This window comes from Paenibacillus sp. NPDC057934 (genome assembly GCF_042887565.1).
Taxonomy (GTDB): Bacteria; Bacillota; Bacilli; order Paenibacillales; family Paenibacillaceae; genus Paenibacillus_AQ.
Genome location: NZ_JBHVPB010000009.1, coordinates 46,732 through 73,141 on the forward strand (window position 1 = coordinate 46,732; position 26,410 = coordinate 73,141).

Here is a 26,410-nt window from a genome sequence, read left to right on the forward strand (position 1 = left end):
TATGGCAAAAACGGTATCTTCCGTATGACGGGAAGCCGTTTTTTGCTATTTGGGCATCTAAATCGGGAATACCAGCCCGGAGGAGGGCGAGAAGATGATCAATGAGGGAATTGGTGTCTACAGGTCGCTTTCACTGGAACAGAGAGAAGCGCGACTACAGCGGAGCGGGCTGAAGGCGGCGCTCACTGCGGGCAGCAAAAGAAAGCATTTGATCACTGATACCGGGGTCAGCGTTAGTCCAGCAAGGGAACGTCGCTCTGTCTGGGAGATGACGAACTCTGCTGACGTTACATATAAGGCCAGCAATCACGGGGGGAGACACCGGCAGCGTTACTCCATTTCGGTCTACAATCTCGCTGTCAGGGCTATTACGCCTCTTGGAGCAGGGCCCGGGATGAAGGGAGTTCGACTTAGTTCCTATGGACTGCAAGAAGAGGGGCTGGTAGACCACCGTTCAGGGGGGCTTCTATCCGCTAGCCACAGTACAGAATGGGAGGGTTTTACCATAAGGGAGGGGCATGCTGAGGGCTATGCGCTAAATCGGCTAAGGCAATCGATTGATGCTGCTGGAGCTAATGGTAGCGGTGTAGAGGAAGTGGATGTCGGTTCATGGAGAGGCACGAGACTCTCTTCCGGTGGACGCGGAACCTTTCGCCGGGATGTCGATAGTTTGGCGATCGCTGCCCTGTATAGCCTGGGGCTGGATAGCGGGGAGGTGCTGTTAACCGCTATGGGCGAGCGCCAATATGTGGTGGAGGATGTGACACCACTGGCAGTGGCTCCGGGGAAGCCGCTCCCGGAGCTTTATGCATCGGCTGCGCGGGCAGTGGCCCGCAGCCTGGCCGCCGAGCAGCCCGGACGTCCGGGGCTGCTCATGGGCATGGACCCGGAGTTTCTGCTACTCCGGGTCGACACGGGCCGCGTCGTGCCTGCGTCGCGGTACCTGCCCATGGCAGGCGTCGCGGGCTGCGACGCCGGACCTCCGGGAACGCGCGGCGCGTTCCCGGTAGCGGAGCTGCGCCCTAAGCCGCGCGGGGAGCCGCGCGCGCTGCTGGCGCAGCTTATGTCCGCCGCAGCTACGGCGGACCGGCTGATCGCCGACCGCACGCTGGCGTGGCGGGCGGGAGGCATGCCGCTGGCGGGCTGGGCCCTCGGCGGCCATCTGCACTTCAGTGGCGTGACGTTGACGGCGCCGCTGCTGCGCGCGCTCGACAACTATCTCGCGCTGCCCATTACGCTGCTGGAGGACGCCAGGGCGTCCTCGCGGCGTCCGCGCTATGGTGTGCTCGGAGATTTCCGGTACCAGCCGCATGGCGGCTTCGAGTACCGCACTTTGCCGAGCTTCCTGGTCTCCCCGGTCATCGCCAAAGGCGTGGTCCATCTGGCTCACCTGATCGTGAGCCATTATGAGGACCTGCCGCTCCGCCCGCTCGACCGGGAAGACCTGCATGCCGCCTACTATAGCGGCGACAGAGGCCCTTTGCGGGCCGCCTTTGCACCATTAGCGGCCCAGATTAGAGCCTTGGGCGGCTACGAGAAGGCCGCCCCATACATTGAGCCCCTGCTTCACTATATTTCCGCAGGTCGGACCTGGGATGAATCCCGCGATATCCGCAGGCTCTGGCGGGTGGGGAAGCCTGGCGAGATTATTCCTGCTGGGCATCCTAACCTCTCTTTAAAGTAGGAACAAAAGCCCTGCTCCATCTGGAGCAAGGCTTTTGACTTATTCTACAAGCATATATTCTGTTACGGCTTGGCACAAACGCAGGGTAACAAACAGAACAAGCATCAAAGCTCCCTCAGCTCAGCGACCATTTTCCCATGCAGACTGGTATTCGCAGTGATAATTCCAGAAGTGCCCCAAGTGAATGGACCACCTTGACCATCTGTAATCGTCCCACCGGCTTCTTGAACGAGCAGGGAACCGGCGAGCCAGTCATAATAATCGTCACCAAATTCAAAATAGCCGTCGAGTCTACCACTTGCAACATAAGCTAGTTGTAAGGAGACAGCGCCGAGCATTTTTACAGCTACAGTCTTAGACATAAAACGGGTAATGCCGCGTACCGTCAGCTCCGATATGTCCGGTTCTTTTGCCGGATTGCTGGGCAGGGATGTTGTGATGTAGGATTGGGCCAATTCTTGCTTGGCGGCCACATGGATAGGAGAGCCGTTCATGAAAGCCCCTTGACCTGAAACAGCATGGAATAATTCCCGGCTGCTGGGATCATAGACAAACGAAACGACCGGTTGTCCTGCACGGACAAGGCATAGAGAAAGGGCGAAGAAGGAGAAGCCTTGAACAAAATGAAGAGCTCCGTCCAGTGGATCTAAAACCCAATATTCGCCTGCAGATTCCGCTTGTCGCTGGTTATCCAGATTGAATTCCGAATCAGACCAAAGAATAGAAGGGTACTTGGTGGCGAGAGGTTCTTTTAACGATCGGGTTACCCATTCACTCATCTCTTTGGCTCTGGCGTACACTTCCTCAAATGTGGTTAAACGGAGGTCTTTTTTACATTCTTCCCGGAGCTTGGCTCCGAGAGAGACAATAAGTTCGCTGCAAAAGTCAATATCAACAGTGGTTGAGTTAGTCATGGTCGGTGTTTCCTCTCTTTGTTTGGATTATGAGTCGTATTAATAAATACGACTTAATTCTTTTTGAAAAAATATACCGCCTACAGAAGCTGTGTTCAAAATGATATTTTTCTATAAGTGGTATATTAGAATACTACTAACTAAAGCGAAGGCTGTCAAGATACCTTTTTCAGTGATTACTGTCTATAAGGATATTGTGTAGTATTGATTTTATCCTGAATATTTATTCAATTAAGCAATTTTTGTATAGCTTGAACTGAAAATACTATAGAAATATATAATGTGAACTTAAAAAAATAACATCATGGATGGGCGAAATCTTTCGTATACAAGGGTAGAACTTGTGTAGCTTGTGTTGCATGGTGTAACTCATCTGTAACAGATCATTCTTAAGTTCAGCGAATAGAAGCGGTTTAACAGATAAGAAATAGGTGAACAACACAGATCACAAGTCTACCTTTCACCGAAATAATTGCCTGAGCTTACGTTCGAAGTTTATGAGGGGCTTTGATAGCAGGAAAATATCCCGTTAAATGTTTCACTTCACCTTATTCATCGTAAATAAAGGGGATTTATCCCGTTAAATACCTCTTTTCTCCTGTAACAGTCTAAAATTGAGGTGATTAACGGTAGCTATTCCAGTTATTACAGTGCTCTATAGAGTGAAGTTGAGCCTATCGGCGCATTCGTCAGCTGGGGGAGTGAAATCCTTGTGAATCAAGGGTTCATTTTGTGCCTTAGGGTACAAGAAGGCTGTTATTTACATGTCGGAGTCAGTTGCGAGATTACGTTGTGTCTTTAAATGCGTTCTATATAAGCAGTAAAGCGGAATAATTCGGATCTCTAAATCAGTCCAGAAGCACAACTTACCAGGGGTAACTTTGAGAGCAAACTTTCTGTTATAATAGAGGTTAGCATGAAAAAGGCTTGGAGGTAGACCATGGCAAAATATACGCCGATGATAGAGCAGTACTTACGTGTGAAAGAAGGAGCGAAGGATGCCTTCCTCTTTTTCCGACTGGGAGATTTCTATGAGATGTTCTTTGAGGATGCCGTACTGGCATCGAAGGAACTGGAAATAACATTAACAGGACGCGAAGGTGGGGGCGACGAGAAGATTCCGATGTGCGGTGTCCCATACCATGCCGCTGAGGGTTACATACAGCGTTTGATCGAAAAAGGATACAAGGTCGCGATCTGCGAACAACTTGAGGATGCTGCTGTAACGAAAGGGATGGTGCGCAGAGATATCGTGCGCGTCGTGACACCGGGAACGGTGATGGATGGCAAAATCATCTCTGACAAGAACAATAATTATTTGGTCTGTGTCACTGAACTGGACGGGATGATGGCGCTAGCTGCCTGTGATTTGACTACAGGTGAGCTGTATGTAACCTCCGTGCTATCCGGCGCAGAGTGGTTGCGTGACGAGATCGGCATATATGAACCCGCCGAGATTATCGGTGATGCAGCACTGCTGGAGACCCTGCGGAGCGAAGCTTCGCTACTGGCTAAACCGGTCGTATACACCCCATGGGAAAAGCGGGATGAGGAATTGGCTCGTCGCCAGTTCGGTGAGTCGGCCTGGGTACGACTGGAACGGGAGCGAGGCCATTGTCTTTCGCTACTAATCTCTTACCTGAGTGAGACACAGCGGCGTTCCCTGGGCCAACTCAGTCAGATTTCGCCTTATGAACCCGGCAATTATATGATTCTTGATCCATTTACCCGCCGAAATCTGGAGCTGACCGAGACGGTGCGTGAGCGTTCCAAAAAAGGCTCGTTACTCTGGCTGCTGGACCGCACCGAGACATCGATGGGTGCGCGTCTGCTGCGCCGCCGCATCGATAAGCCGCTGCTTCAGCGGGCACCGATTGAACGTCGACTGGAAGCCGTTGATTATCTATATAATCAATTCATCGTCCGTGAAGATCTGCGGCAGGCATTGAAAGAAATCTATGACCTGGAGCGTCTGGTTGGCCGAATTGCCTTCGGGAGTGCCAATGGCCGGGATATGAATGCATTGAAGTTGTCATTGGAGCAAATTCCGGCGCTGAAAGAATTGTGTGGAACTTCAGGCTCCGCCACATTGCGGGAGATTGGGGCTGCGATGGACGATTGCGCAGAGCTGCGGGAAGACATTGCGCGGGCAATCGTTGAAGATCCGCCTGTGTCTGTACGTGATGGGGGAATTATCCGTCAGGGTTACCATGAACGTCTGGACGAGCTGCGCGAAGCCAGCAGCAGTGGCAAGCAGTGGATTGCGGAGCTTGAAGCCAAAGAACGTATGGCTACCGGTATCAAATCACTCAAAATCGGCTACAACAAAATATTTGGCTATTTTATAGAGATTACCCGTGCCAATCTGTCTGCACTGCCCGAAGGGCGCTATGAGCGCAAGCAGACGCTGGCGAATGCAGAGCGGTTCGTGACTCCTGAGCTTAAAGAGAAAGAGGCGCTGATTCTGGAAGCCCAGGATAAGATGACCGATCTTGAATACAGCCTTTTCACAGAACTGCGTGACAGAATAGCGGCCCAGGTTCCGCGACTTCAGAATCTGGCCGAGAAGGTCGCTGAGATTGACGTATACCAGAGCCTTGCAGCTGTCAGCGCAGAGCAGCGGTTCGTGAAGCCGAAGCTTTCCGACGGATATGATCTCCGGCTAGAAGGTGGACGACATCCGGTCGTGGAAGCGGTGCTGAAGGATGCGGCCTTTATCGCCAATGGAAGCAGCCTTACCAAAGCGGAGGGCAACATACTGCTTATTACCGGACCGAATATGGCGGGGAAAAGTACCTACATGCGCCAGGTTGCCTTAATCTGCATTCTGGCCCAGATCGGTTGCTTTGTTCCGGCGTCCAGTGCCGAGGTGCCGCTGATTGACCGAATCTTCACCCGGATCGGAGCTGCGGATGACTTGATTGGCGGTCAGAGTACGTTCATGGTGGAGATGGCCGATATTCAGGTCATGACGGAAAAAGCCACCGCACGCAGTCTGATTATCATTGACGAACTGGGCCGGGGCACCTCAACGAGTGAGGGCATGGCCATTGCTCAAGCCGTTATTGAATACGTGCATGATACCATCGCCTGTAAGGCGCTTGTCTCAACACACTTTCATGAGCTTGCTCACTTGGAGCAGAGTCTAACAGGCTTGCGCAACTATTCGATGGCGGTGCAGGAGAGCGGCGACAAGGTTAACTTCTTGCGCAAACTTGTGCCAGGAGCCGCGGACAGCAGTTACGGTATTTATTGCGCACGGCTAGCCGGACTGCCGGGTGGAATCATTGACCGGGCATATGGACTACTTCAAAGTATTGAACAGGCAGCAGCACCTGGCGGACCAGCGCTTCATTACGGGGGCTCAGAGCCGCGTCGTGCCAGTGTTGAAGGGCCGTCCTCTGTTCAAGAATCTGTTGCCAGTATAACTGAAGCTCCAGCAGATCATGCATCCCCAGCGGCAGGTACGGTATATGCTGAAGCTGCCGTATCGCTCGCAGCGCCTGAAGCCGAGCAGGAGGTGGTGCAGCTCTCTATCTTTGGTGAGGAAGAGCCGCGTAAGTCCCGCAAAGGCGGGGCAGGAACTTCTGTACCCGCCGCGGAGCAATTTAACCCGGCGCTCAAAGACTTTATTGCAGCCGTTCAAGGGGCCGATCTCATGAACATGACGCCGCTGCAAGCCATGGGTCTGTTGAATGACCTGAAGATGAAAGCCAAGGATCTCTAATAGACATTTACAGCTTTACAATATAGATAGCCTATAGCGGGGTGAATAATATGGCGAAAATTCATGTGTTGGACGAGCATATTGCCAACCAGATCGCCGCGGGGGAAGTGGTTGAACGACCGGCTTCCGTGGTGAAGGAGCTTGTAGAGAATGCCATCGATGCGGGAAGCACTGTGATCGAGGTGGCAGTGGAAGAAGGTGGACTTCAGAGCATCCGTGTCAAGGATAACGGCTCAGGTATCGAGCCAGATGATTGTGAGACTGCGTTCTACCGGCATGCGACGAGCAAGATTGTGACCGGACGGGATCTGTTCCAGATTACAAGTCTGGGCTTCCGGGGTGAAGCACTGCCGAGTATCGCGGCGGTATCCAAGGTGTCACTGCTCACAGCGAGCAAGGACGACGGTGTAGGCCGCAAGATTGAGATCGAGGGCGGCAATTTGCGGACTAATGAAGATTCTCCTTCCGGACAAGGGACAGATTTTGCCGTCCGGGAATTATTTTTCAATACTCCGGCCAGGCTGAAATACATGAAGAGCATTCAGACGGAACTCGGACATATCTCTGACACGATGTACCGGACGGCGCTTGCCCATCCAGGGATTTCCTTCACGCTGAATCATAACGGCAATCAATTGCTGCGCACGCTGGGCAATGATGACCTGCTACAGGTTATCGCTGCTATCTATGGAACGTCAGCAGCCAAAGCGATGCTGCCTGTGTCTGCTGAAGATCCTGACTTCAAGATGAGCGGCTTTGTCAGCCGTCCGGAATGGACGCGATCCAACCGCAACGGGGTGACAACCATTGTTGGAGGACGCCACATCCGCAGCAATGGTCTGAATGCGGCTATCATGCGTGCTTATCATACGCTGCTGCCGATTAACCGTTACCCGCTGCTGGTGCTTAAGTTCGATATGCATCCCTCTCTGGTGGATGTCAATGTGCATCCTGCCAAGTTGGAGGTTCGTTTCAGTAAAGAAAATGAGCTCTACAAGTTCGTTGAGGAAGAGATTCGCAAGGTCCTTATGGGCCAAAGCTTGATTCCTCGTCCTAGCAAAGAACCGATCGGTTCCAAAAATAGCGGTGCTTTTATTCAGGAGCAGTTCGCATTCGGTAGAGGGACGCCTGGTCAGCCTGCTACAGGTGGAATTGCGGCAGATTCCAATGTGACGCCGGGTGCACAGCATCAGGTGAATTCAGGCGGCGTACCCCGCCCTCAAGAGTCGAATTCTGACCTGACGGCAGCGGGTTCAGGCCGTTCTTATGAAGGCGGTCATTCTCCTGTGAAGCCAGAGTTACTCCAGTCTCGGGAATCCGCGGCCTCCTATGGCAGCGGCAATCCGTTGTCTTCTTCTCCACTCGGTGGAGGAGTGTCTAGCGATGGATACCGTAATTCATCTACTGGCGCCAGTGAAAACTATTCAGGGAATGGCAGTCGGCAGTCGGCGGGAGGCGCAGGCGGGGGCAGTTACAGCGGCGGATATCGTCCGTCGCCTGCCGCTCCTGCCGCCAAGGGCCAATTCCCAGTGAGTGAAGAATTGTGGGCGCCCGCAGCCAGCGAAGAGTCGGGGCTGCCAGCTTTTCCAGAACTGAATTATATTGGCCAGCATCATGGGACTTATATTATTGCTCAGAATGACAGCGGTTTGTACCTCATAGATCAGCACGCTGCACATGAACGAATAAATTATGAATATTATTACGAAAAGTTTGGCCGTCCGGAAGATGCCTCACAGGAGCTGCTGCTACCTATTACGCTGGAATTTACTCCTTCAGAGAGCCGGCAGCTCAGCGAACGGCTTCACTGGTTTCAGCAAGCGGGCGTATACCTGGAGCATTTTGGCGGACAGACCTTCTTGGTTCGCTCCTTACCTTACTGGTTCCCAGAGGGGGACGAGAAGGCGGTCATTGAAGAGATGGCTGAATGGGTGCTGAGCGAACGGGCAATAGATCTGGCTAAGCTGCGTGAGAAATCGTCCATTTTGTGCTCCTGCAAAGCCTCTATTAAAGCAAATCAGAAGCTGACCGAACAGGAAGTAGAGACCTTAATCTCACGGCTAGCGTGCTGCCGCCAGCCTTACACCTGCCCACATGGGCGACCAATTGTCATTTCGTTCTCAGCTTATGACTTGGAGAAGCTGTTCAAACGGGTGATGTGAAGTTTTGAAATAAGATTGATCTATAAAAGATTTATTGTATAGAGTCGAACAGGAGGCACAATGATTATAACGACGGGTAATGACCCGATACCGGAAATTGTACAGCGGGCGGTTAGCCTTGCGGAACGTACTGGTTGTAACTATGTGCCGCGCGATAACCTTTCCTTGCCCAAGCTAGTGAAGCGACATGGGGAAGAGGAGGTGCTGGTTGTACTGCAAGAGGCCGTTCGGCTGATTCGTCCCGGAATGCCGTCAATGGAGTTCCATCCCAGCATGGGATATGTACGGGCAAAGCGGATTCTCAAGGGCGAAACTGACCCACTACTGTCTGCTGCGGATATGATCCCCGGTGACAGTGTGCTGGATTGCACAGCAGGGCTTGGTACGGACTCACTGCTATTCTCTGTATACGGTGGAGAAACATCTAAGGTAACCGCACTGGAAAGTTCGCTCCCACTGTACGCACTATTGATTGAAGGAATGAGTCAATACACCACTGGGAAAGAACGTGTAAATGAGGCTTTTCGCCGTATCCAGGTCGTGAACAGTGACCATTTGGACTATTTACGGGCCCAGCCAGACTGCAGTGTAGATATTGTTTACTTCGATCCTATGTTCCGTGTTCCATTAACGGATTCGGCTTCCATTTCTCCGCTGCGCCAATACGCCAACGGAGAAGCACTGTCGCCAGAGAGTGTGGCGGAAGCCAAGAGAGTGGCCCGTAAAACTGTGCTACTGAAGGAAAAAGCGCTGAGCGGCGAATTCGACCGGCTGGGATTCACCGAGCTGCTGCGCGGCAGCTCCAAAACATCGTACGGGGTGATAAAGATTGGCAACTGAAGAAAGGCGTAAGGTTCTGGTGCTGCTGGGACCGACCGCTGTCGGTAAGACGAAGCTAAGTCTTGCCATCGCTAAGGCTTACGGAGCTGAGATTATCTCCGGTGACTCTATGCAGGTATATCGTGGCATGGACATCGGAACAGCCAAAATTTCACAAGCAGAGATGGAGGGGATCCCTCATCATCTGATAGATATACATGATCCAAAGGATGCCTATTCCACTGCGGAGTTTCAGGAGCAGGGTCGTAGACTGATTGAAGAGATCAGCAGCCGGGGCAAACTTCCATTTATAGTAGGAGGGACGGGGCTCTACATTGAGTCCCTTTGTTACGGGTTCCGTTTCTCGGAAGCGGTGGCGGATGAAGCCTTCCGCAAAGAGCAAGAGGATTATGCGGATGAGTACGGAGCGCTTGCTCTGCATGCGAGGCTGGCAGATATAGACCCTGTTAGCGCGGAGCGTCTGCATCCTAATGACCGTCGGCGTATTATCCGTGCCCTGGAGGTCTTTCATCAGACGAATATAACACAATCGGATTCCCTTGCTGGGCAAAAGAAGGAATCACCCTATGATTTGTGTCTAGTCGGTCTGACTATGGATCGGAAAATCCTCTATAAACGGATCGAAGATCGAATTGACGCCATGCTCGCTGACGGTTTGATCTCCGAAGTACAAGGACTATTGGACCTGGGCTACGATCGGAGTCTCGTATCGATGCAGGGACTAGGCTATAAAGAGATTGCTGCTTATCTTGCCGGTGAGCTGACCATGGACGAAGCCGTGACGCTCTTAAAACGGGATACCCGTCGTTTCGCCAAAAGACAGATGTCATGGTTCCGTCACATGAAGGATATCCAGTGGATTGATGTTGATGCGGAGCCAAGCTTAGATGAGCATATTGAGAAATTCCGAGAGTTCATAGCAAATAGCTTCTCAAAAGGTCTATAAATATTTGCGTCATAAGCTAGCATAAAGGATGCTTCCGAAGTGGATTTTCACTTTTCGGGAGCATTTTTTTCGTCTTGACAGTCGATAGGAATAAGGTTTAGATTAATAACGGACACTTTTGTATACATATGTATACAAAACGAGGAGGGGATTAGAATGCGTGAGGGAAGGGATCGGTCGAAGGAGCCTCGTGGTCACCGAGGATCTGGTGAACAGGGCTGCGAGTCGGGCAACGGACACAAGGAGCGTATTCAAAGTGCGCAGACCTTTCGCAGAGGGCGTGCAATTGCTTTTCTGGAAAGGTTGGAAATTAAGCGCTCCACGTTGATGCAGCAGCTGAACCAGCCCGAATACGACGCCATTAAGCAGGTTTTGAGCGGTGAATTAAAAGCCACTGATGCCATTATGCAAGAATTTATTCATGCCTTTGAGCTGCGGGAAGTGATGCTGGAACAGGATGTGAAACGGGATAGAGAAGAAGTAAAGGATGACAGTAACTGATTTGATTCACCGCTACAACTACTTTAGAACAAGATTTTCAGAAATCAGGTGAAAAGGTGTCAAAGCTAAAGAGTTTTATTAAGCCATACTGGCTGTGGTGCGTGCTGGCACCCCTTCTGATGGTTGTGGAAGTGTTTATGGATTTGCTTCAACCTACATTGATGGCAAGCATTGTGGACAAAGGCATAATGAAGAATGATTTGCCGCATATTGTTTCGACTGGTCTGACCATGCTGGGCGTAGCCTTTATTGGTTTGATTGGTGGTGTGGGATGTGCTATTTTTTCAAGCATCGCGTCACAAAATTTCGGTAACGACCTGCGGATTCGGCTGTTTGAGCAGGTACAGTCTTTTTCAAATCGAAATCTGGATAAGCTGAAGACCGGATCGCTGATTACCCGTCTAACGAACGATGTGGTGCAACTACAGACGTTTGTTCAGATCATTCTGCGATCTCTGGTTCGTTCACCGCTGCTATTGATCGGCAGTTTGGTTATGGCGATTCGCATCAGTCCTTCATTGACGCTAATCTTGCTGGTCTCGGTTCCGCTGTTGTTTGTACTGCTTTATGTACTGATCCGGCTTTCCTTCCCGCTGTTTAGCAAAATGCAAATCAAGCTCGATGGGGTCAACACGGTGCTGCAGGAAAATCTATCTGGGATTCGGGTCATTAAGGCCTTTGTTCGTGGTGAACATGAGCAGAAGCGGTTTAACGAGGCGAATAAGGATTATACCGAGACGGCGATCAAGGTTACACGGCTTATGTCACTCAATTTACCACTCATGATGCTGGTGCTGAATGTCAGCATTGTTGCGGTTCTTTGGTTTGGGGGACTGGCAAGCTGGAATCACGGATTGCCTATCGGCGATTTGATAGCTTTTATCAACTACGTCACCCAGCTTCTGATGTCGATGCTGATGCTGAGTAATATGCTCACATTCATCTCGCGGGCAAAAGTGTCAGGGGATCGTGTAAGTGAAGTGCTCGCAACAACTAATGAAATCACAAATTCGCATGACAGTCTAACAAATGCTGTGCATGTCGGTCAGGTTGAGTTTAATAGGGTCACATTTGCTTATGATTCAAATGATGAGAATCTTGTACTGGAGGATATTTCATTTACGGCTAAACCTGGTGAAACGGTCGCAATCCTTGGCGGCACCGGTGCGGGCAAGTCGACACTGGTTAGCCTCATATCGCGGATCTATGAGGTGTCATCAGGTTCTATTACAATCGACGGCTCAGACATTCGAAGAATTGATCTGGAGCATCTTCGCAGAAACATCGGATTTGTCATGCAGCAAACGATTTTGTTCAGTGGAACTATCCGCGATAATATCCGCTATGGCCGGCCTGATGCTACGGATGAGGAAGTTAAGCAGGTGGCCATTGCTGCGGAAGCAGATGAATTTATTATGGGACTTCCAGAAGCTTACGATACTGTACTGGGTCAGCGCGGAATTAATCTATCCGGTGGACAGAAGCAGCGGCTAGCTATTGCGCGGGCACTGTTGATTCAGCCTACCATTCTGATCATGGACGACAGTACTAGTGCGCTGGATGCAGTAACTGAATCACGTATTCGCAAACGGCTCAGTGAGCAGATGGGGAGCAGCACCAACATTCTGATTACGCAACGCGTTTCTTCTGTCGTAGATGCTGATCATATTCTGATTTTGGAAAAGGGTGTAATCGCAGCCCAGGGGACGCACGAAGAATTACTGCGAACCTCTGAGGTTTACCGCGAGATCCGCCAATCGCAGTTGAAAGAAGAGGAGGCATCGTAATGTCTAGTCCCCATAATCGTACATCAGCACAGGTTCCCGGTCCGCCGGGTGCTTTCGGCAGAGGTCATGGAGGAGGCGGACCTGCTATGCCTATCGTTCGCGCTAAGAATCGGAGTGCCACCATTAGACGCATCTGGGCTTATTTGAATCGTCAACGGGGCGGATTGATCGTGGTGTACATTTTCACTGTGCTGAATGCAGTGTTATCGTTGGTTGCACCGTTTCTGCTAGGCAAGGCGGTAGACATCGCCGTTATTCCACGCGAATACAATTTGCTGGTTCGCTTTAGCCTTCTTCTGCTGGGGATCTATGGGCTGTCTAGTCTGGTTGCCTGGGTGCAGGCCTATGTCATGACAGCAGTGTCGCAAAATACAGTGCTTGAACTCCGGCGTGACTTATTCGCCAAGTATCAGGAGTTATCGGTACAGTTCTTCGACACACATGCTCGCGGAGAACTGATGAGCAGGGCAACCAACGATATCGAAAATGTATCGAATTCGCTGAATCAGAGTGTGACACAGCTTCTGAACAGTCTCATTACGCTGAGTGGTTCGCTGGTCATCATGCTCACCCTGAATGTTCCGCTTACAGTGGTTGCACTGTTAACAATCCCTCTTGTACTCGTAAGCAGCCGCAAAATCGCCGGATTGAGCCGAATCTATTTTAAGGATCAACAGCGGCATTTGGGCGAGCTTAACGGGTTTATTGAGGAGACGATCAGTGGACAAAAGGTCGTTAAACAATATGTCAGAGAAGGTATGGAGACAGAGAGGTTTCGCGGGATCAGTCATAAACTGAACAAAGTCGGCATCAAAGCACAGATTGTATCTGGACTTGTAGGGCCGGTTATGAACCTTATCAATAATCTGGGCTTTGCAATCATTGCTGGTGTCGGCGGCTGGATGGCTTACCATGGGCTAGCCACGGTGGGAATTATCGTAAGCTTTCTGAATTATTCCAAGCAATTCGGGCGACCGATCTCTGAACTGGCTAATCAGTACAATCTGATCCAGTCTGCTATTGCGGGGGCGGAGCGTGTGTTTGAAGTGTTAGATTTACCGTCGGAGTATGAACCAGTAGATGTGGAAGACACGGAATGCTCAAACTTGACCGGGAAAGTTGAATTCAGTGACGTATCCTTCCATTACAAGGCTGATTCGCCTATTTTGACTGGGATGACCTTTGAAGCCTTGCCTGGTGAGAAAGTGGCCATTGTCGGGCCCACTGGATCAGGTAAGACGACAATTGTAAATCTGCTGACCCGGTTTTATGAGGTGACGGCTGGTTCAATTACCATTGATGGCTTTGACATTCGGAAGCGGAACAAACGTGGGCTTCGCAGCCAGATCGGGATGGTGTTGCAAGATGCTCATGTATTCTCGGGGACCATAAGGGAGAACATTCGTTTTGGCCGTCTTGATGCCACTGACAATGAGGTTGAAGAAGCGGCGAGACTGGCTAACGCCGCCGATTTTATCGCGAGGCTCCCGCATGGTTACGATACAATACTGGAGACGGAAGGCAGTAATTTGAGCCATGGACAGCGCCAACTGCTGACGATTGCACGCGCTATTCTCGCCGATCCTGCTATCTTGATTTTGGATGAAGCGACAAGTAGTGTCGATACTCGCACGGAGATGCAGATTCAACAAGCCATGAAGACCCTTATGCAGGGACGCACCAGCTTTGTCATTGCGCATAGGCTCAGTACGATTCAGGATGCGGACCGTATCCTGGTTATTCAGAGCGGCCGGATTGTTGAACAAGGTCCCCATGAGCAACTACTTAAGCTTGATGGTGTCTATCATGAATTGTATGTTAGCCAGTTTGAGCGGGCGGTGTAGACGGGATTTTTTTAGCGAGATCAGGGACTAATTTCAGATTTTGTGTGCATAAGGACGGGGCGGGTGGTTGCCAACGATCCCGTTCTTTTTTTGAATTGTCCAAAAGCTGGGTTTCATTGTTTAATTCAAGAAGGAGAATAGGAAGGTGAGGTCGAAATCAATACTTTGTAAGGAACTTGGGTCAGGTGTCGTCCGACAATTGGACCAAGGATTACAATAGGCTTATAATGTATGAGTACAACACATTAAGGGGGAGCCATTTTTCAAAGAGATTCAGTACTGAACTTGAATTTATTCGTATTTATCAAGAAGTGATGAATATATCCTTGACCGATAAAATAAGCCCCTGTTTTACCCCGTGCATCCTCCATTGATGAAGGGGGATGATCCGTGATATAATAGCAGGAAAGTTTCTCTGAGGTCTCGAATATACTTCTGAACAATCTAATTGAACCATTGGGGGTACGTCATATGAACAAGTCCATTAACATCCAAGATACGTTCTTGAACCAACTACGCAAAGAGAATATCCCTGCTACAGTATATTTGACCAACGGTTTTCAAATCCGGGGCATCATTAAAGCATTCGACAATTTCACCATTGTCATTGACAGTGATGGCCGTCAGCAAATGGTGTACAAGCATGCCATTTCTACCTTCACACCGCAACGCAGCGTGTCCTTGATGCAGGATAACAGCAATGAGGAATAACGAGCGGGCACGTACTTGATTAATCTGCCTGGCAGATTTTAAACAACTGAAGTGAAACCTTTTTGTGTATACAGCGTTTGAATAAAGAGTGAGAAGGAGCAACCTGAGAAGGTTGTTCTTTTCATTCAGGAAGGCATTCACGATTTTTTTCCTTAAAGGGAGTCAGGAGGCACCATGTCTAAAGATGAAATGTCAAGGACGAATCGGAATAGAGACAGAACGCCGACGTCATCCAAACCAAAGACAAATGCAAAGAAGAAAAAGTTTCTAACCAAAAAACGTGTATTATGGAGTTTGTTTTTTGCAACAGCACTAGCTATTTTTTGTGCACTGGGTGGTTACCTCTTCATAATGCTTAACGGAGAGAAGCTGCTGCAGGAGAACGAAGACAAGCTGACTGTTAATGAAACAACCAAAATCTATGACCGAAATGCGAACATCATCGGTGAGCTGGCTTTTGAGAAAAGTGATCCAGTGGAGTATGACAAGATCCCTAAGCTGCTGATTGAGGCGTTTGTAGCCACCGAGGACAGACGATTCTTCGAGCATAGCGGGGTGGATCTGTGGTCCATCGGCCGTGCCGCAGTCAAGGATATTGCTGCACGGAGCATGGTAGAGGGCGGTAGTACGATTACGCAGCAGCTCGCCAAGAACATCTTTTTAACAAGGGATAAGACATTCTTCCGAAAAGCAACAGAGGTCTCCATCGCTGTCGCATTGGAGAACCAGAAGACGAAGGAAGATATTATTACGCTCTATCTGAACCGGATCAACTTCGGTGGCACGGTATATGGTATCAAGGCAGCGTCGATCCGTTATTTCGGCCAAAGTGATCTTAATCAGCTGGAAATCTGGCAGATAGCAACCTTGGCGGCTATGCCTAAAGGTCCTTCCCGATATAATCCGCTCCGCAATCCGGACTTGTCCAAAGAGCGTCGTGCGGTGGTGCTGCAGCTCATGTATGAGCAAGGCTACATAAACGAACAAGAGCGGGACGAAGCCAAAGTGGTGGACTACAACTATAAGCCGCCGGAAACTAAACAACGCTACCAGGCTTTCATTGACTATGTAGTGGACGAAGCAGAAGATAAATATGGACTGACTGAGGATGATCTGAATATCGGCGGATATAAGATCTACACTACTATGGATAAGCACGCGCAAGAGACGGTGGAGGATGCCTTTGCCGACAGCGCAAACTTTGAGAAAAGTGTGGACGATGAGCTGGTGCAAGGCTCGATGACGATCATCAACCAGGAGAACGGAAGCATAGTTGCCCTACTGGGTGGTCGTAATTATGAGAAAAAAGGCTATAGCCGGGTAACCGCCAGCCGCCGTTCGCCGGGTTCTGCCTTCAAGCCACTGGTGTCATACGCGCCGGCACTGGAGACTGGCAAATTCAACGAGAATTCCTTGCTCAGCAATGTGAAGCAGTGTTTCGGCAAATACTGTCCGAACAATCTGCATGGATATTCCAGCACAATCAACATGAGCGATGCCTTGCAGAAGTCGGAGAATATTCCCGCGGTATGGCTGCTGAATGAAATCGGTGTGAATACAGGCTTCCAGTTCGCCAAGAAAATGGGGATTGACCTCACCGATGAAGACAAGAACCTTTCGCTGGCCCTCGGGGGTATGAGCAAGGGAACGAACACAATGGAGATGGCGCAAGCTTATAGTGCTTTTGCCAATGGAGGCGAAATCCGCGATGCTTATTCGATCAAATCTATTACAGATAGCAGCGGAGAAACCAAATTCAAGGCTAATACAACACCTACGCGTGTCATGAAAGAAAGTACCGCTTACCAGATGACCGATATGATGCAGAAGGTTGTTGAGAGCGGAACGGGTAAAAAAGCCAGAATTGACCGTCCGGTAGCCGGCAAGACGGGTACGACCCAAAGCGGATACCCTGGCATCAGCTCAAACCGTGATGTCTGGTTCGTTGGCTATACTCCGGAATGGACGGCTGCCGTCTGGATGGGGTATGACAAACCAAGCAAGAAACATCTGCTCAAGAACAGCAGTCCGCTGGCAGCAGCATTCTGGGGCAAGGTCATGAAAGAAGCGCTGCGAGATGTGCCGAAGAAGTCGTTCCCGCAGCCGGACAATATTGTGAAACTGGAGCCTACACCGACTCCGGATACCATTCAAGCGGTGAGCGGTCTGTCCGCTCAGTATGATCCGTCTACGTTGACGGTAAATCTCAGCTGGAATGCCGTATCTACTGCGGGCGTAGAGTATCGTATTTACCGCAAGGAGACTTCAGAAGCGAACTTCAGTTCCGTGCTGAGCACAACAAATGCCGGGGTTGGAGACATCAGCGCGATGCCAGGTCTGACCTATGAATATTATGTAACGGCTTATTATCCTGAGCTGGGTACAGAAGGACCGGCATCGAGTACGGTTTCCGTCTATGTGGAGGATGAAGAACCGACTCCAGAACCTACGATCACACCTGATCCTAATGTCCCTATCGAAACGCCGGGTAACGGTGGAGAAGATCAAGGCGGGAATAATGGAGGAGGAGATCAGGGCGGGAATAACGGTAATGGTGGAAGTGACAGCGGAACGGTTGTTCCGCCTGAGAGTACACTGCCGCCAATTCCGACGCCGCCCCCTATAACGACACCGCCGCCAGCAGCTACAACTGAACCTGCCAATCCAGCCAATGCTGGTGTCGACACGGGTGCCCCGACCAATTCCGATCAGGAAGCAGGTACAGGGACGGATGGCGCAACTGCGCCTTAAGAGGTTGGTTCTTGCCAACCACTGAATAGAAGCGCCACAATCCTGGTTGTGCTGTAGTCCTTCATTAGGAGGGGTGCACGTACAGCCGGGGTTCTTTTTTTTTGCCAGAGGGAATGCTATTCTGATTGAAAAATGCTACAATGATACAATCTTTTTCATTTTGATCGGAGGCAGACCGTTGTAAAATCTCATTCCTTTTCCTGAATAAAACTGAATATAGGGAAGGATGAGTCCATTGCTTACACAATCATTTCATAGACTCTGGCTTAGTCAGGCTCTATCTACTTTAGGAGACATCTGGTACATTTTGGCGCTAGTTGTCACGCTTTATCATCTTTCTGGTTCGGCTACCATAACGGCTTTGTATCCACTACTCAGAGTTGCCGGCATGACAATCGGTAGCGTAGCAGCTCCTGTTGTTATGCGTAAACTGGGATTGAACCGCCTGCTTACCTCTAGTCTTGGCGGGCAAACACTTGGCTTGGGTTTACTCACCATATACATGCTCTTAATGGGGAATGAGAATCCCAATATTGCTATCTTGGTCGGGATGGTTTTCGGGATATCCATTCTGGAGGGTGTTGCGGGTCCTGTCAGGTCGTCACTTGTTGCGCTAACCGTACCTGAAACTTCGTTACTTAAAGCGAACAGCGTACTAGCGGGTGTTGTAGAGACTTGTTCTCTGGCAGGATGGGCGTTCGGATCCATCACTGTTAGTTGGCTCGGTACCAGCCAAGTGCTGCTCCTTTCTACACTGCTATTAGGCGGTGCTTGCATATCATCTTTCATGATCAAAGAAGTCAGAAGCAGCACACACCAAGCGCCAGTCGTTTCTTGGGGACAATCACTTCAAGAGGGATGGCGTATTTATTTTACGTTACCTAAGTTACGTGTCTTGTTATGGATGGATGTTTGGGAAGGCCTATTTAGAGGGGCATTTGCTGGAGCGCTATTGCTCGTATTCGTAAATGAACGGCTACATGTAGGCGAGATATGGTGGGGATGGATGAACGGTGCCAATTTAGGTGGATTCGTTCTCATAAGCATTTTGATGAGTCGTTTGACGGACGAAAAGTGGAACCTTGGTGTTATGCTGACTGTAGGCAGCGGCTTCGTTGCTGCGCTAACACTCGGCTTCAGTTTTTCTACTAGCCCAGTGGCAACGCTCGGCATCATGTTCGCCATAGGGGCTTTCCAAGCTATAAAGAATTTGGCGGAGCGAACTTCTTACCAAACTAGCGTCCCCACTTCAGAGCTCCCGCCGCTATTTGCGGCTCAATCGACACTTACCTCAATTCTATATGGTGTTTCTTTATTATTATCTGGCTGGATAGCAGATACTTTGGGGATTCAAATGCTGTATATCATTGCTTCGATTGGATTTGCCCTTTCCTTCGTAGGTGCTCTTGCAGGCCGGGTAAATGCGCGATTGCCAGCTTAAAATGCAGTATTGTATGACGGGTTATCCAGAACTTCTGGATAGCCTTCTTTATATTATGAGATGTTAGGCATGAAGTTAGCAGTACAATAAATTGTCGATCATATGCACGAAACATGCGCGGTTACGAAAATAACAGGAATACTGTTCACTTGTCTTCCTTTGAGTGTATCTCCTAAATGTGGTAAGCTGAAGACACCATAATGGAGAGGGTTATTTCTTATGAAACGTAAATTCGGAGACCGGGCCAACTGGCGCCGGATTACGCGCCGCCATTTTGCTTGCCGCTATGTGGAGAGCCGGGAGTTCAGTGGTTATATTACGCTGTACACTATTTATGGGCTGAAAGAACCCCTGTGGAAAAGCTATGGCCGGCATACATACCGTATTGCTGACAAAGGGTATTCCTGGCTGCAATATTTCCCCAAGGATAGCCATTATATTGTCACGGCTATGTTCGACGAGCGACAAAATATCGTTCAATGGTACATAGATACCTGTAAAGTGCAGGGTGTCACCGATCAAGGCGTGCCCTGGTTCGATGATCTATACCTGGATGTTGTGGTGCTCTGGAATGGGGAAGTGTTCTTGCTGGATGAAGACGAACTGGAGGAAGCACTGGAACGAGGGGACATTTCGGACAGTGACTATAACCAGGCCTGGACCACAGCGAATACGATTTTACGAAGTATAGACGCGCATGCTTTTCCTTATTTCTCCCTCTCCCTGAAGCATCGCGCGGAATTATTTCATCACGGAGAGTTCAGGAGGAAATGACAAAATGGATTGGTACGTCTACGGAAGAGGCTCTTCCCCGATCCGGGTAGTATCTAAAAGACGGCGGTTCCGTTTTAAGGGACCGTTCTTGATTGGACTAGCTATCCTGATCATTCTAGGGCTGCTATGGAGCGGTTTTGCACTATGGAACATTAACCGTGCTAAGTCGACGGTCCCCATGCATAAAGCAGATGTGGGGATCGTTCTTGGAATGTCCATGTGGGGCGATGAACCGAGTCCCGGATTGAAGGAACGCCTTGATTACGGGCTTAAGCTTTACCATAACGGGATGTTCCCCCGTTTTATTGTATCCGGAGGATTGGATCAGCCGGATTACAAGTATACCGAAGCCGAGGGAATGCGCAATTATTTGGTTGGTGCAGGCGTCCCGGAAGGTGATATTTTGATTGAAAATGCAGCGACCAGTACGTATGAGAATCTACTGTTTAGCCGCGAGATTATGAAAAAAGAAGGTTTGACTACTTCTATCATCATTACGCATACCTATCATGGGCGACGATCTATGGAAATAGCAGATGCTCTTGGTTACGACAAACCGGAGCTGGGACTGACAGATTCCCGCGTGATGTCTATGGCTTGGAACAAATCGCGCGAGGTACTCGCCTATACCAAATGGAAGATTCAGCAGTTGTTTCTTTGAATAAAGGGAAAATCCCAAAACTGCTAATATCACCTCCCCAGCAGGAATAGACTTGTTTAGAGCAAGTCAGCCCTGGATAATGAGGTGAAACCGATGAACGGACGCGTAGCGGCGGCAAGCGGGCGGGAGGAAGGCAGACCGTCCCGGCAAATTAATATCGTCTTGCGCAATCAGGAGCCTGTTGCCTTGGGCAGCGCGGCAGAGGAGCCGGAGGCGGCACCCGCGAAAATTCACAGCCATAACAGCCTGTTCCAGGAATTAAGTCGTGAACTGGACGCACTGGTTGGACTGGATAACATTAAGGAACTGGTATTTGAGATCTACGCGTTGCTTCAGGTCGCCCAGATGCGTATTGAAGCAGGTCTTGCCAGTAGTGGGCAGGCCTATCACATGGTGTTTAAGGGCAATCCCGGTACTGGCAAGACCACTGTCGCACGTATTGTGGCGAAGCTGTTCCAACGTATGGGTGTACTGAGTAAGGGGCATCTGATTGAAGTGGAAAGAGCCGATCTGGTAGGCGAATATATCGGGCATACCGCGCAAAAGACGAGGGATCTGGTTAAGAAGGCGCTCGGCGGCATTCTTTTTATTGATGAAGCCTACAGTCTGGCGCGTGGTGGAGACAAGGATTTTGGTAAGGAAGCCATTGATTGTCTTGTAAAATCCATGGAAGATCATCGCAACCAATTTATTCTTATCTTAGCCGGATACTCCGGCGAGATCGATTATTTTCTGATGAGTAATCCGGGACTTCCTTCCCGGTTCCCGATTCAAGTCGAGTTTCCCGACTATACCATCGATCAGTTGCTTGAGATCGCGGGTCTGATGGCCAAGGAGCGCGATTATATTTTGATGCCGCAGGCGATACTCAAACTAAAGCAGCATCTGCTGCTGGAGAAAACCGAAAGTCTTCATGCGTTCAGCAATGCAAGATATGTGCGTAATGCAATAGAGAAAGCAGTCCGCAGCCAGGCAGTAAGGCTCTTGTACCAGTACGAGAACAATAGTCCCGGCAAGCAGGAGCTAATGACACTGCGAACAGAGGACTTCAAGCTGTAGGGTCTGAGCGGGCGGACAGGAATACCGAAACGGGCATAAGGAGTAAGCATACATGGCAATTGCAACACATAATACAACAACGGAAGTACAAGACCGGGCAATCCTGGTCAGTCTCGTTACGGACAAAATCAAGCGCACAGGCGTTGACCCTGAGCTATCCCTGCAGGAACTGGTTCAATTAGCGGAGACAGCCGGGGTTGAGGTGCTGGATGTGCTTCGTCAGAACAAGGAAACCCCTGATGTCAGATGGTTTATCGGAAAAGGCAAGGTCGAGGAGCTGCGCATGGCGGCAGACGGCCTAGGAGCTAACACCGCTATCTTCGACCAGGAGCTGTCAGGCGCTCAGGTTCGTAATCTGGAGGAAGCACTGGACCTCAAGATCATCGACCGGACCCAGTTGATTCTGGATATTTTTGCTGGCCGGGCGAAGACGCGAGAAGGGATTATCCAGGTAGAGCTTGCCCAGCTATCGTACTTGTTGCCTCGTCTGTCCGGGCATGGCAAGAACCTGTCCAGACTGGGTGGCGGGATTGGGACGAGAGGACCAGGGGAAAGCAAGCTGGAGACCGACCGTCGTCATATCCGTGACCGGATTACCGAACTGAAACGTCAACTGGATGAGGTTGTTAAGACACGTGAACTGCACCGCGAACGCCGCCGGAAGAGCGGAGCTGTGCAGGTGGCTTTGGTGGGGTATACGAACGCCGGGAAGTCCACCCTGCTGAAACAGCTTACGGACGCGGATGTTTATATCGAAAACCAGTTGTTTGCCACGCTTGATCCCACCTCCAGGGTGCTTCAGCTCCCTGGTGGCAAGGAAGTTGTGCTAACCGACACGGTTGGTTTTATCCAGAACCTGCCCCATGATCTCGTTGCTTCTTTCCGGGCGACACTGGAAGAAGTGAACGAAGCTAATCTGGTGCTGCATGTGGTGGATGCTTCTTCGCCGATGCGGGAAGAGCAGATGGATGTTGTGCAGAGTATTTTGCAAGATCTCGGTGCCGCGGGCAAACCGCAAATTGTGCTGTTTAACAAATCCGATATTTGTGACCCAAGTCAGCTCGAAATGCTGCCGTCGGGTGAAGGATACTTGAAGATCAGTGCGTTCAACCCCGAGGACTTGGCCCGCATCACGCAAGTGATTGTCGATGGACTGGCCGGAGATACGCTGACTTTCCGCATTCCTGGTGAACGGGGAGATCTGACCTCTGTGCTGTACAGGGTCGGTGAGGTGCTGGAACAGGATTTTGATGAGAATGATATCCTGTACACCGTTCGTTTGAACAAAGAAGATTACGCAAAATGGGGCTACATGCTGGCTGATTTTGTGGACCCGCAGTGAAATAAAAATAAGCATGCTCAGGAAAGCGTCAGGCAACTGTCGCTTCCTGTTATTTTAATGGCAAGTAAATGTAAGGAGAGAGCAGAGGAACATGGCAGCATTTGCAGAGGATATTCTACAGGCGGCAGAAGCCGCAGAGCTTGAAATCGAAAGTGCAGTAAAGAACCTGGAACGGATTGTTGACAAAAACCAATGGAAGATCATTGAGGCGTTTCAGCGTCATCAAGTCAGTGACTACCATTTTGCTGGTTCTACTGGCTATGCTTATAATGACCGGGGCCGTGAGGTGCTGGATCTTGTGTATGCCGATGTATTCGGTGCGGAGGCAGCACTGGTGCGGCCTCATTTTGCTTCCGGTACGCATACCATTTCCACGGCTCTGTTTGGTGTGCTGCGACCGGGGGATGAGCTACTCTATATCACAGGAACCCCGTATGATACCTTACACAAGGTCATTGGCAAAACCGGCGACGGTACAGGTTCACTTGCGGACTTTGGCATTGGTTACGGTGAAGTTGCATTGATGCCAGAGGGCGGGGTAGACTGGGATCAGGTGGCACTGTCCATTAGTGATAATACCAAGGTCATAGGCATTCAGCGTTCACGCGGCTATGACTGGCGCTCATCATTCACGGTATCTCAGATCGGTGAGATGGTGCGGAAGGTGAAGGAGCTGAAGCCGGATGTAATTGTTTTTGTGGACAATTGCTATGGCGAATTCACGGAGGAACTGGAGCCGATGCAGGTTGGTGCAGATCTTATTGCCGGTTCACTTATTAAAAATCCCGGAGGTGGCATTGCTGAGACCGGTGGCTATATTTGCGGACGCAGCCATCTCGTCGAGTTAGCCGCATACCGTCTAACTGCGCCAGGCATCGGCGGTGAGGTGGGTGCGATGCTGGGAACCACCCGCGGTCTGTACCAAGGCCTGTTCCTGGCGCCACATACGGTGGGACAAGCGGTCAAAGGCAGTATTTTCGCAGCTTCTGTGTTTGCTCGCTGCGGCTTTGAGACAAAGCCTGCGTGGAATGAGCCTCGTACGGACCTTATCCAAGCCGTGGCTTTTGACGGACCAGAGCATCTGATTGCTTTTGTTCAAGGTATTCAGCGCGCTGCAGCTGTTGACAGCCACGTGGTTCCTGAGCCATGGGATATGCCGGGTTATGAACATCCTGTCATTATGGCGGCAGGTACATTCATTCAAGGTGGCAGCCTGGAATTATCAGCCGATGCACCGATTCGCGCGCCATATATTGGCTATATGCAAGGCGGTTTGACCTATTCCCATGTGAAATATGGCGTCTTGATGGCCCTACAAAGTATGAAAGATCGTAAATTGTTGTAAGTTTATCTAACATACTATTGACGCGCTGGATTAGGGAATGTACAATGATAAATAGAAAAAGATCATTGGAAGGTTGGATGAGTCATGGGTGATGAAATCCGCAGAAATATGGCATTATTTCCTATAGGAATTGTAATGAAGCTAACCGATCTGTCGGCAAGGCAGATTCGCTATTATGAGCAACACAGCCTGATTGTACCAGCGCGTACTTCCGGCAACCAGCGTTTGTTCTCTTTTAATGATGTAGAACGTCTGCTGGAGATCAAGGCTTTGATTGAGAAGGGCGTTAATATCGCCGGGATTAAGCAGGTGATGAATCCTGTCTCCAAGGAATCTGAAGAGGCGACTGTGATTACCCCTGATACAGAGGTTAAACGTAGAGAGTTGTCCGATTCCCAGCTTCACCGGTTGTTGAAGCAAGAACTCGTTTCCGGGAAAAGACCGGGACAAGTATCTCTCATCCAAGGTGAGTTATCCCGGTTTTTCAATAAATAATATAAAGATACTCGAAAAGGAGAGGTTATTGTGAGCTTTACTAAAGAAGATATTCTGCGTATTTCCAAAGAAGAAAATGTTCGTTTCATTCGTCTTCAGTTCACCGATTTGCTGGGTACTATCAAGAACGTTGAGATTCCTGTGAGTCAATTGGAAAAAGCGCTCGACAATAAAATGATGTTCGATGGCTCTTCCATCGAAGGTTATGTACGTATCGAAGAGTCTGACATGTATCTGTATCCTGACCTCAGCACTTGGGTAATTTTCCCTTGGGTAACTGACAGCCGTGTAGCGCGTCTGATCTGTGATGTCTATATGCCAGATGGTACTCCGTTTGCAGGGGACCCACGTGGTATCCTCAAGCGCTGTCTACAGGAGGCGGAAGAACTCGGCTTCACTTCCATGAACGTTGGTCCAGAACCGGAATTTTTCCTGTTCAAGACAGATGAGAAGGGTAATCCGACCATGGAACTTAACGATCACGGTGGATACTTCGACTTGGCACCTATGGACCTTGGTGAGAACTGCCGTCGTGAAATCGTATTGACCCTGGAAGAAATGGGCTTTGAAATCGAAGCTTCCCACCATGAAGTGGCTTCCGGCCAGCACGAGATTGACTTTAAATATGCGGACGCCATCAAAGCGGCTGACCAAATTCAAACTTTCAAGCTTGTCGTGAAGACTGTTGCCCGTCAACATGGTCTACACGCCACCTTTATGCCGAAACCACTGTTCGGAATGAATGGTTCTGGTATGCACGCTCACCAATCTTTGTTCAAAGGCAACGAGAACATGTTCTATGACGAGAGCGACACGCTGGGCCTCAGCAAAACCGCACGTTATTACATGGCGGGCATCCTGAAGCACGCACGTGCTTTTGCAGCTATCACCAACCCGACTGTGAACTCATACAAACGTCTGGTTCCTGGTTATGAAGCTCCTTGTTACGTGGCATGGTCTGCAAGTAACCGCAGCCCGATGATCCGTATCCCGGCTTCGAGAGGTCTTAGCACACGCGTAGAGGTTCGTAACCCGGACCCTGCTGCTAACCCTTACCTTGCACTTGCTGTAATGTTGAAGGCAGGCCTTGATGGCATCAAGCGTCAGCTTGAGCTTCCAGCCCCAATCGACCGTAACATCTATGTGATGTCCGAAGAAGAGCGCATCGAAGAAGGCATCCCTAGCTTGCCATCCGACTTGAAGGAAGCACTAAGCGAACTTATCCGCAGCCAAGTGATCACCGAAGCTCTCGGTGAGCATGCGCTGGCTCACTTCTACGAGCTCAAAGAAATCGAGTGGGATATCTACCGTACGCAAGTACACCAATGGGAAAGAGATCAATACATGACTCTTTACTAGAATGAAGCAGCCCCTGACGCGGAAGCGTTGGGGGCTTTTTTTGTGGGCAGAGATGATTTTGAAGTGA

The 26,410-nt window shown here is 50.0% G+C and carries 19 protein-coding genes; 18 read left to right on the forward strand and 1 reads right to left on the reverse strand.

The genetic code is table 11. The features are described from left to right. The first annotated feature begins 94 nt into the window (after window positions 1-94). Complete coding sequence (locus tag ACFVRY_RS20600) at window positions 95-1,684, forward strand: putative amidoligase domain-containing protein (protein ID WP_387502180.1); 1,590 nt, start codon at window positions 95-97, stop codon at window positions 1,682-1,684. A 104-nt stretch (window positions 1,685-1,788) separates the two neighbouring features. On the opposite strand, the gene ACFVRY_RS20605 is transcribed toward ACFVRY_RS20600, so the two are convergent. Further along, window positions 1,789-2,598, reverse strand: coding sequence for an inositol monophosphatase family protein (locus ACFVRY_RS20605; RefSeq protein ID WP_387502181.1), 810 nt, complete (start codon window positions 2,596-2,598; stop codon window positions 1,789-1,791). A 940-nt stretch (window positions 2,599-3,538) separates the two neighbouring features. On the opposite strand from ACFVRY_RS20605, the gene mutS reads away from it, so the two are divergent. From mutS to glnA, 17 genes are all read left to right on the forward strand, one after another. Further along, window positions 3,539-6,325: a DNA mismatch repair protein MutS gene (gene mutS, locus ACFVRY_RS20610; RefSeq protein ID WP_387502182.1), complete on the forward strand. Its 2,787-nt coding sequence runs from the start codon at window positions 3,539-3,541 to the stop codon at window positions 6,323-6,325. A 50-nt stretch (window positions 6,326-6,375) separates the two neighbouring features. Continuing rightward, window positions 6,376-8,487 (forward strand): DNA mismatch repair endonuclease MutL, encoded by a 2,112-nt coding sequence (mutL, locus tag ACFVRY_RS20615; RefSeq protein WP_387502183.1) that lies wholly within the window; start codon window positions 6,376-6,378, stop codon window positions 8,485-8,487. Between the two features lie 60 nt (window positions 8,488-8,547). Then, window positions 8,548-9,327 carry a class I SAM-dependent methyltransferase gene (locus ACFVRY_RS20620; protein WP_387502184.1) on the forward strand — a complete coding sequence of 260 codons (780 nt, stop codon included), beginning with the start codon at window positions 8,548-8,550 and terminating at the stop codon, window positions 9,325-9,327. Next, window positions 9,317-10,273 (forward strand): tRNA (adenosine(37)-N6)-dimethylallyltransferase MiaA, encoded by a 957-nt coding sequence (gene miaA / locus ACFVRY_RS20625; protein ID WP_387502185.1) that lies wholly within the window; start codon window positions 9,317-9,319, stop codon window positions 10,271-10,273. Before ACFVRY_RS20620 ends, miaA begins: the two co-directional genes overlap by 11 nt. Before the next feature lie 156 nt (window positions 10,274-10,429). Then, entirely contained in the window at window positions 10,430-10,774 is a 345-nt protein-coding gene (locus ACFVRY_RS20630; RefSeq protein ID WP_387502186.1) for a hypothetical protein, read from the forward strand. Window positions 10,775-10,830: 56 nt separating this feature from the next. Further along, window positions 10,831-12,561, forward strand: coding sequence for an ABC transporter ATP-binding protein (locus tag ACFVRY_RS20635; protein WP_387502187.1), 1,731 nt, complete (start codon window positions 10,831-10,833; stop codon window positions 12,559-12,561). Next, on the forward strand, window positions 12,561-14,405 hold the full coding sequence (locus ACFVRY_RS20640) for an ABC transporter ATP-binding protein (RefSeq protein WP_387502188.1): 1,845 nt from the start codon (window positions 12,561-12,563) through the stop codon (window positions 14,403-14,405). Before ACFVRY_RS20635 ends, ACFVRY_RS20640 begins: the two co-directional genes overlap by 1 nt. Window positions 14,406-14,876: 471 nt before the next feature. Then, a complete protein-coding gene (gene hfq / locus ACFVRY_RS20645; RefSeq protein WP_042128368.1) occupies window positions 14,877-15,116 on the forward strand; it encodes an RNA chaperone Hfq in 240 nt (79 codons plus the stop codon). 174 nt (window positions 15,117-15,290) lie between these two features. Further along, entirely contained in the window at window positions 15,291-17,867 is a 2,577-nt protein-coding gene (locus ACFVRY_RS20650) for a transglycosylase domain-containing protein (RefSeq protein ID WP_387502189.1), read from the forward strand. 226 nt (window positions 17,868-18,093) lie between these two features. Further along, on the forward strand, window positions 18,094-19,308 hold the full coding sequence (locus ACFVRY_RS20655) for an MFS transporter (protein WP_387502190.1): 1,215 nt from the start codon (window positions 18,094-18,096) through the stop codon (window positions 19,306-19,308). Between the two features lie 219 nt (window positions 19,309-19,527). Then, a complete protein-coding gene (locus tag ACFVRY_RS20660; protein WP_175373284.1) occupies window positions 19,528-20,082 on the forward strand; it encodes a ribonuclease FAU-1 family protein in 555 nt (184 codons plus the stop codon). A 4-nt stretch (window positions 20,083-20,086) separates the two neighbouring features. Beyond that, the gene (locus tag ACFVRY_RS20665) at window positions 20,087-20,743 is read left to right on the forward strand and encodes a YdcF family protein (RefSeq protein ID WP_387502191.1); all 657 of its coding nucleotides are present in this window, start codon (window positions 20,087-20,089) and stop codon (window positions 20,741-20,743) included. Between the two features lie 93 nt (window positions 20,744-20,836). Next, entirely contained in the window at window positions 20,837-21,802 is a 966-nt protein-coding gene (locus tag ACFVRY_RS20670; protein ID WP_387502192.1) for an AAA family ATPase, read from the forward strand. 52 nt (window positions 21,803-21,854) lie between these two features. Beyond that, complete coding sequence (gene hflX, locus ACFVRY_RS20675) at window positions 21,855-23,144, forward strand: GTPase HflX (RefSeq protein ID WP_387502193.1); 1,290 nt, start codon at window positions 21,855-21,857, stop codon at window positions 23,142-23,144. Between the two features lie 91 nt (window positions 23,145-23,235). Then, window positions 23,236-24,489 carry a methionine gamma-lyase family protein gene (locus tag ACFVRY_RS20680; protein WP_387502194.1) on the forward strand — a complete coding sequence of 418 codons (1,254 nt, stop codon included), beginning with the start codon at window positions 23,236-23,238 and terminating at the stop codon, window positions 24,487-24,489. 84 nt (window positions 24,490-24,573) lie between these two features. Further along, a complete protein-coding gene (locus ACFVRY_RS20685) occupies window positions 24,574-24,984 on the forward strand; it encodes a MerR family transcriptional regulator (RefSeq protein WP_066361713.1) in 411 nt (136 codons plus the stop codon). A gap of 30 nt (window positions 24,985-25,014) precedes the next feature. Then, complete coding sequence (gene glnA, locus ACFVRY_RS20690; protein WP_066361711.1) at window positions 25,015-26,343, forward strand: type I glutamate--ammonia ligase; 1,329 nt, start codon at window positions 25,015-25,017, stop codon at window positions 26,341-26,343. The last annotated feature ends 67 nt before the right edge of the window (window positions 26,344-26,410 follow it).

What these genes read in the sequence shown, in the direction of transcription:
- ACFVRY_RS20640 (WP_387502188.1), top strand. Translation starts at nt 12,561, where the DNA reads ATGTCTAGTCCCCATAATCGTACATCAGCACAGGTTCCCGGTCCGCCG.
- ACFVRY_RS20650 (WP_387502189.1), top strand. Translation starts at nt 15,291, where the DNA reads ATGTCTAAAGATGAAATGTCAAGGACGAATCGGAATAGAGACAGAACG.
- ACFVRY_RS20655 (WP_387502190.1), top strand. Translation starts at nt 18,094, where the DNA reads ATGAGTCCATTGCTTACACAATCATTTCATAGACTCTGGCTTAGTCAG.
- mutS (WP_387502182.1), top strand. Translation starts at nt 3,539, where the DNA reads ATGGCAAAATATACGCCGATGATAGAGCAGTACTTACGTGTGAAAGAA.
- mutL (WP_387502183.1), top strand. Translation starts at nt 6,376, where the DNA reads ATGGCGAAAATTCATGTGTTGGACGAGCATATTGCCAACCAGATCGCC.
- ACFVRY_RS20605 (WP_387502181.1), bottom strand. Translation starts at nt 2,598, where the DNA reads ATGACTAACTCAACCACTGTTGATATTGACTTTTGCAGCGAACTTATT.
- ACFVRY_RS20600 (WP_387502180.1), top strand. Translation starts at nt 95, where the DNA reads ATGATCAATGAGGGAATTGGTGTCTACAGGTCGCTTTCACTGGAACAG.
- ACFVRY_RS20670 (WP_387502192.1), top strand. Translation starts at nt 20,837, where the DNA reads ATGAACGGACGCGTAGCGGCGGCAAGCGGGCGGGAGGAAGGCAGACCG.
- ACFVRY_RS20665 (WP_387502191.1), top strand. Translation starts at nt 20,087, where the DNA reads ATGGATTGGTACGTCTACGGAAGAGGCTCTTCCCCGATCCGGGTAGTA.
- ACFVRY_RS20685 (WP_066361713.1), top strand. Translation starts at nt 24,574, where the DNA reads ATGGGTGATGAAATCCGCAGAAATATGGCATTATTTCCTATAGGAATT.
- ACFVRY_RS20630 (WP_387502186.1), top strand. Translation starts at nt 10,430, where the DNA reads ATGCGTGAGGGAAGGGATCGGTCGAAGGAGCCTCGTGGTCACCGAGGA.
- hflX (WP_387502193.1), top strand. Translation starts at nt 21,855, where the DNA reads ATGGCAATTGCAACACATAATACAACAACGGAAGTACAAGACCGGGCA.
- ACFVRY_RS20620 (WP_387502184.1), top strand. Translation starts at nt 8,548, where the DNA reads ATGATTATAACGACGGGTAATGACCCGATACCGGAAATTGTACAGCGG.
- ACFVRY_RS20680 (WP_387502194.1), top strand. Translation starts at nt 23,236, where the DNA reads ATGGCAGCATTTGCAGAGGATATTCTACAGGCGGCAGAAGCCGCAGAG.
- ACFVRY_RS20660 (WP_175373284.1), top strand. Translation starts at nt 19,528, where the DNA reads ATGAAACGTAAATTCGGAGACCGGGCCAACTGGCGCCGGATTACGCGC.
- hfq (WP_042128368.1), top strand. Translation starts at nt 14,877, where the DNA reads ATGAACAAGTCCATTAACATCCAAGATACGTTCTTGAACCAACTACGC.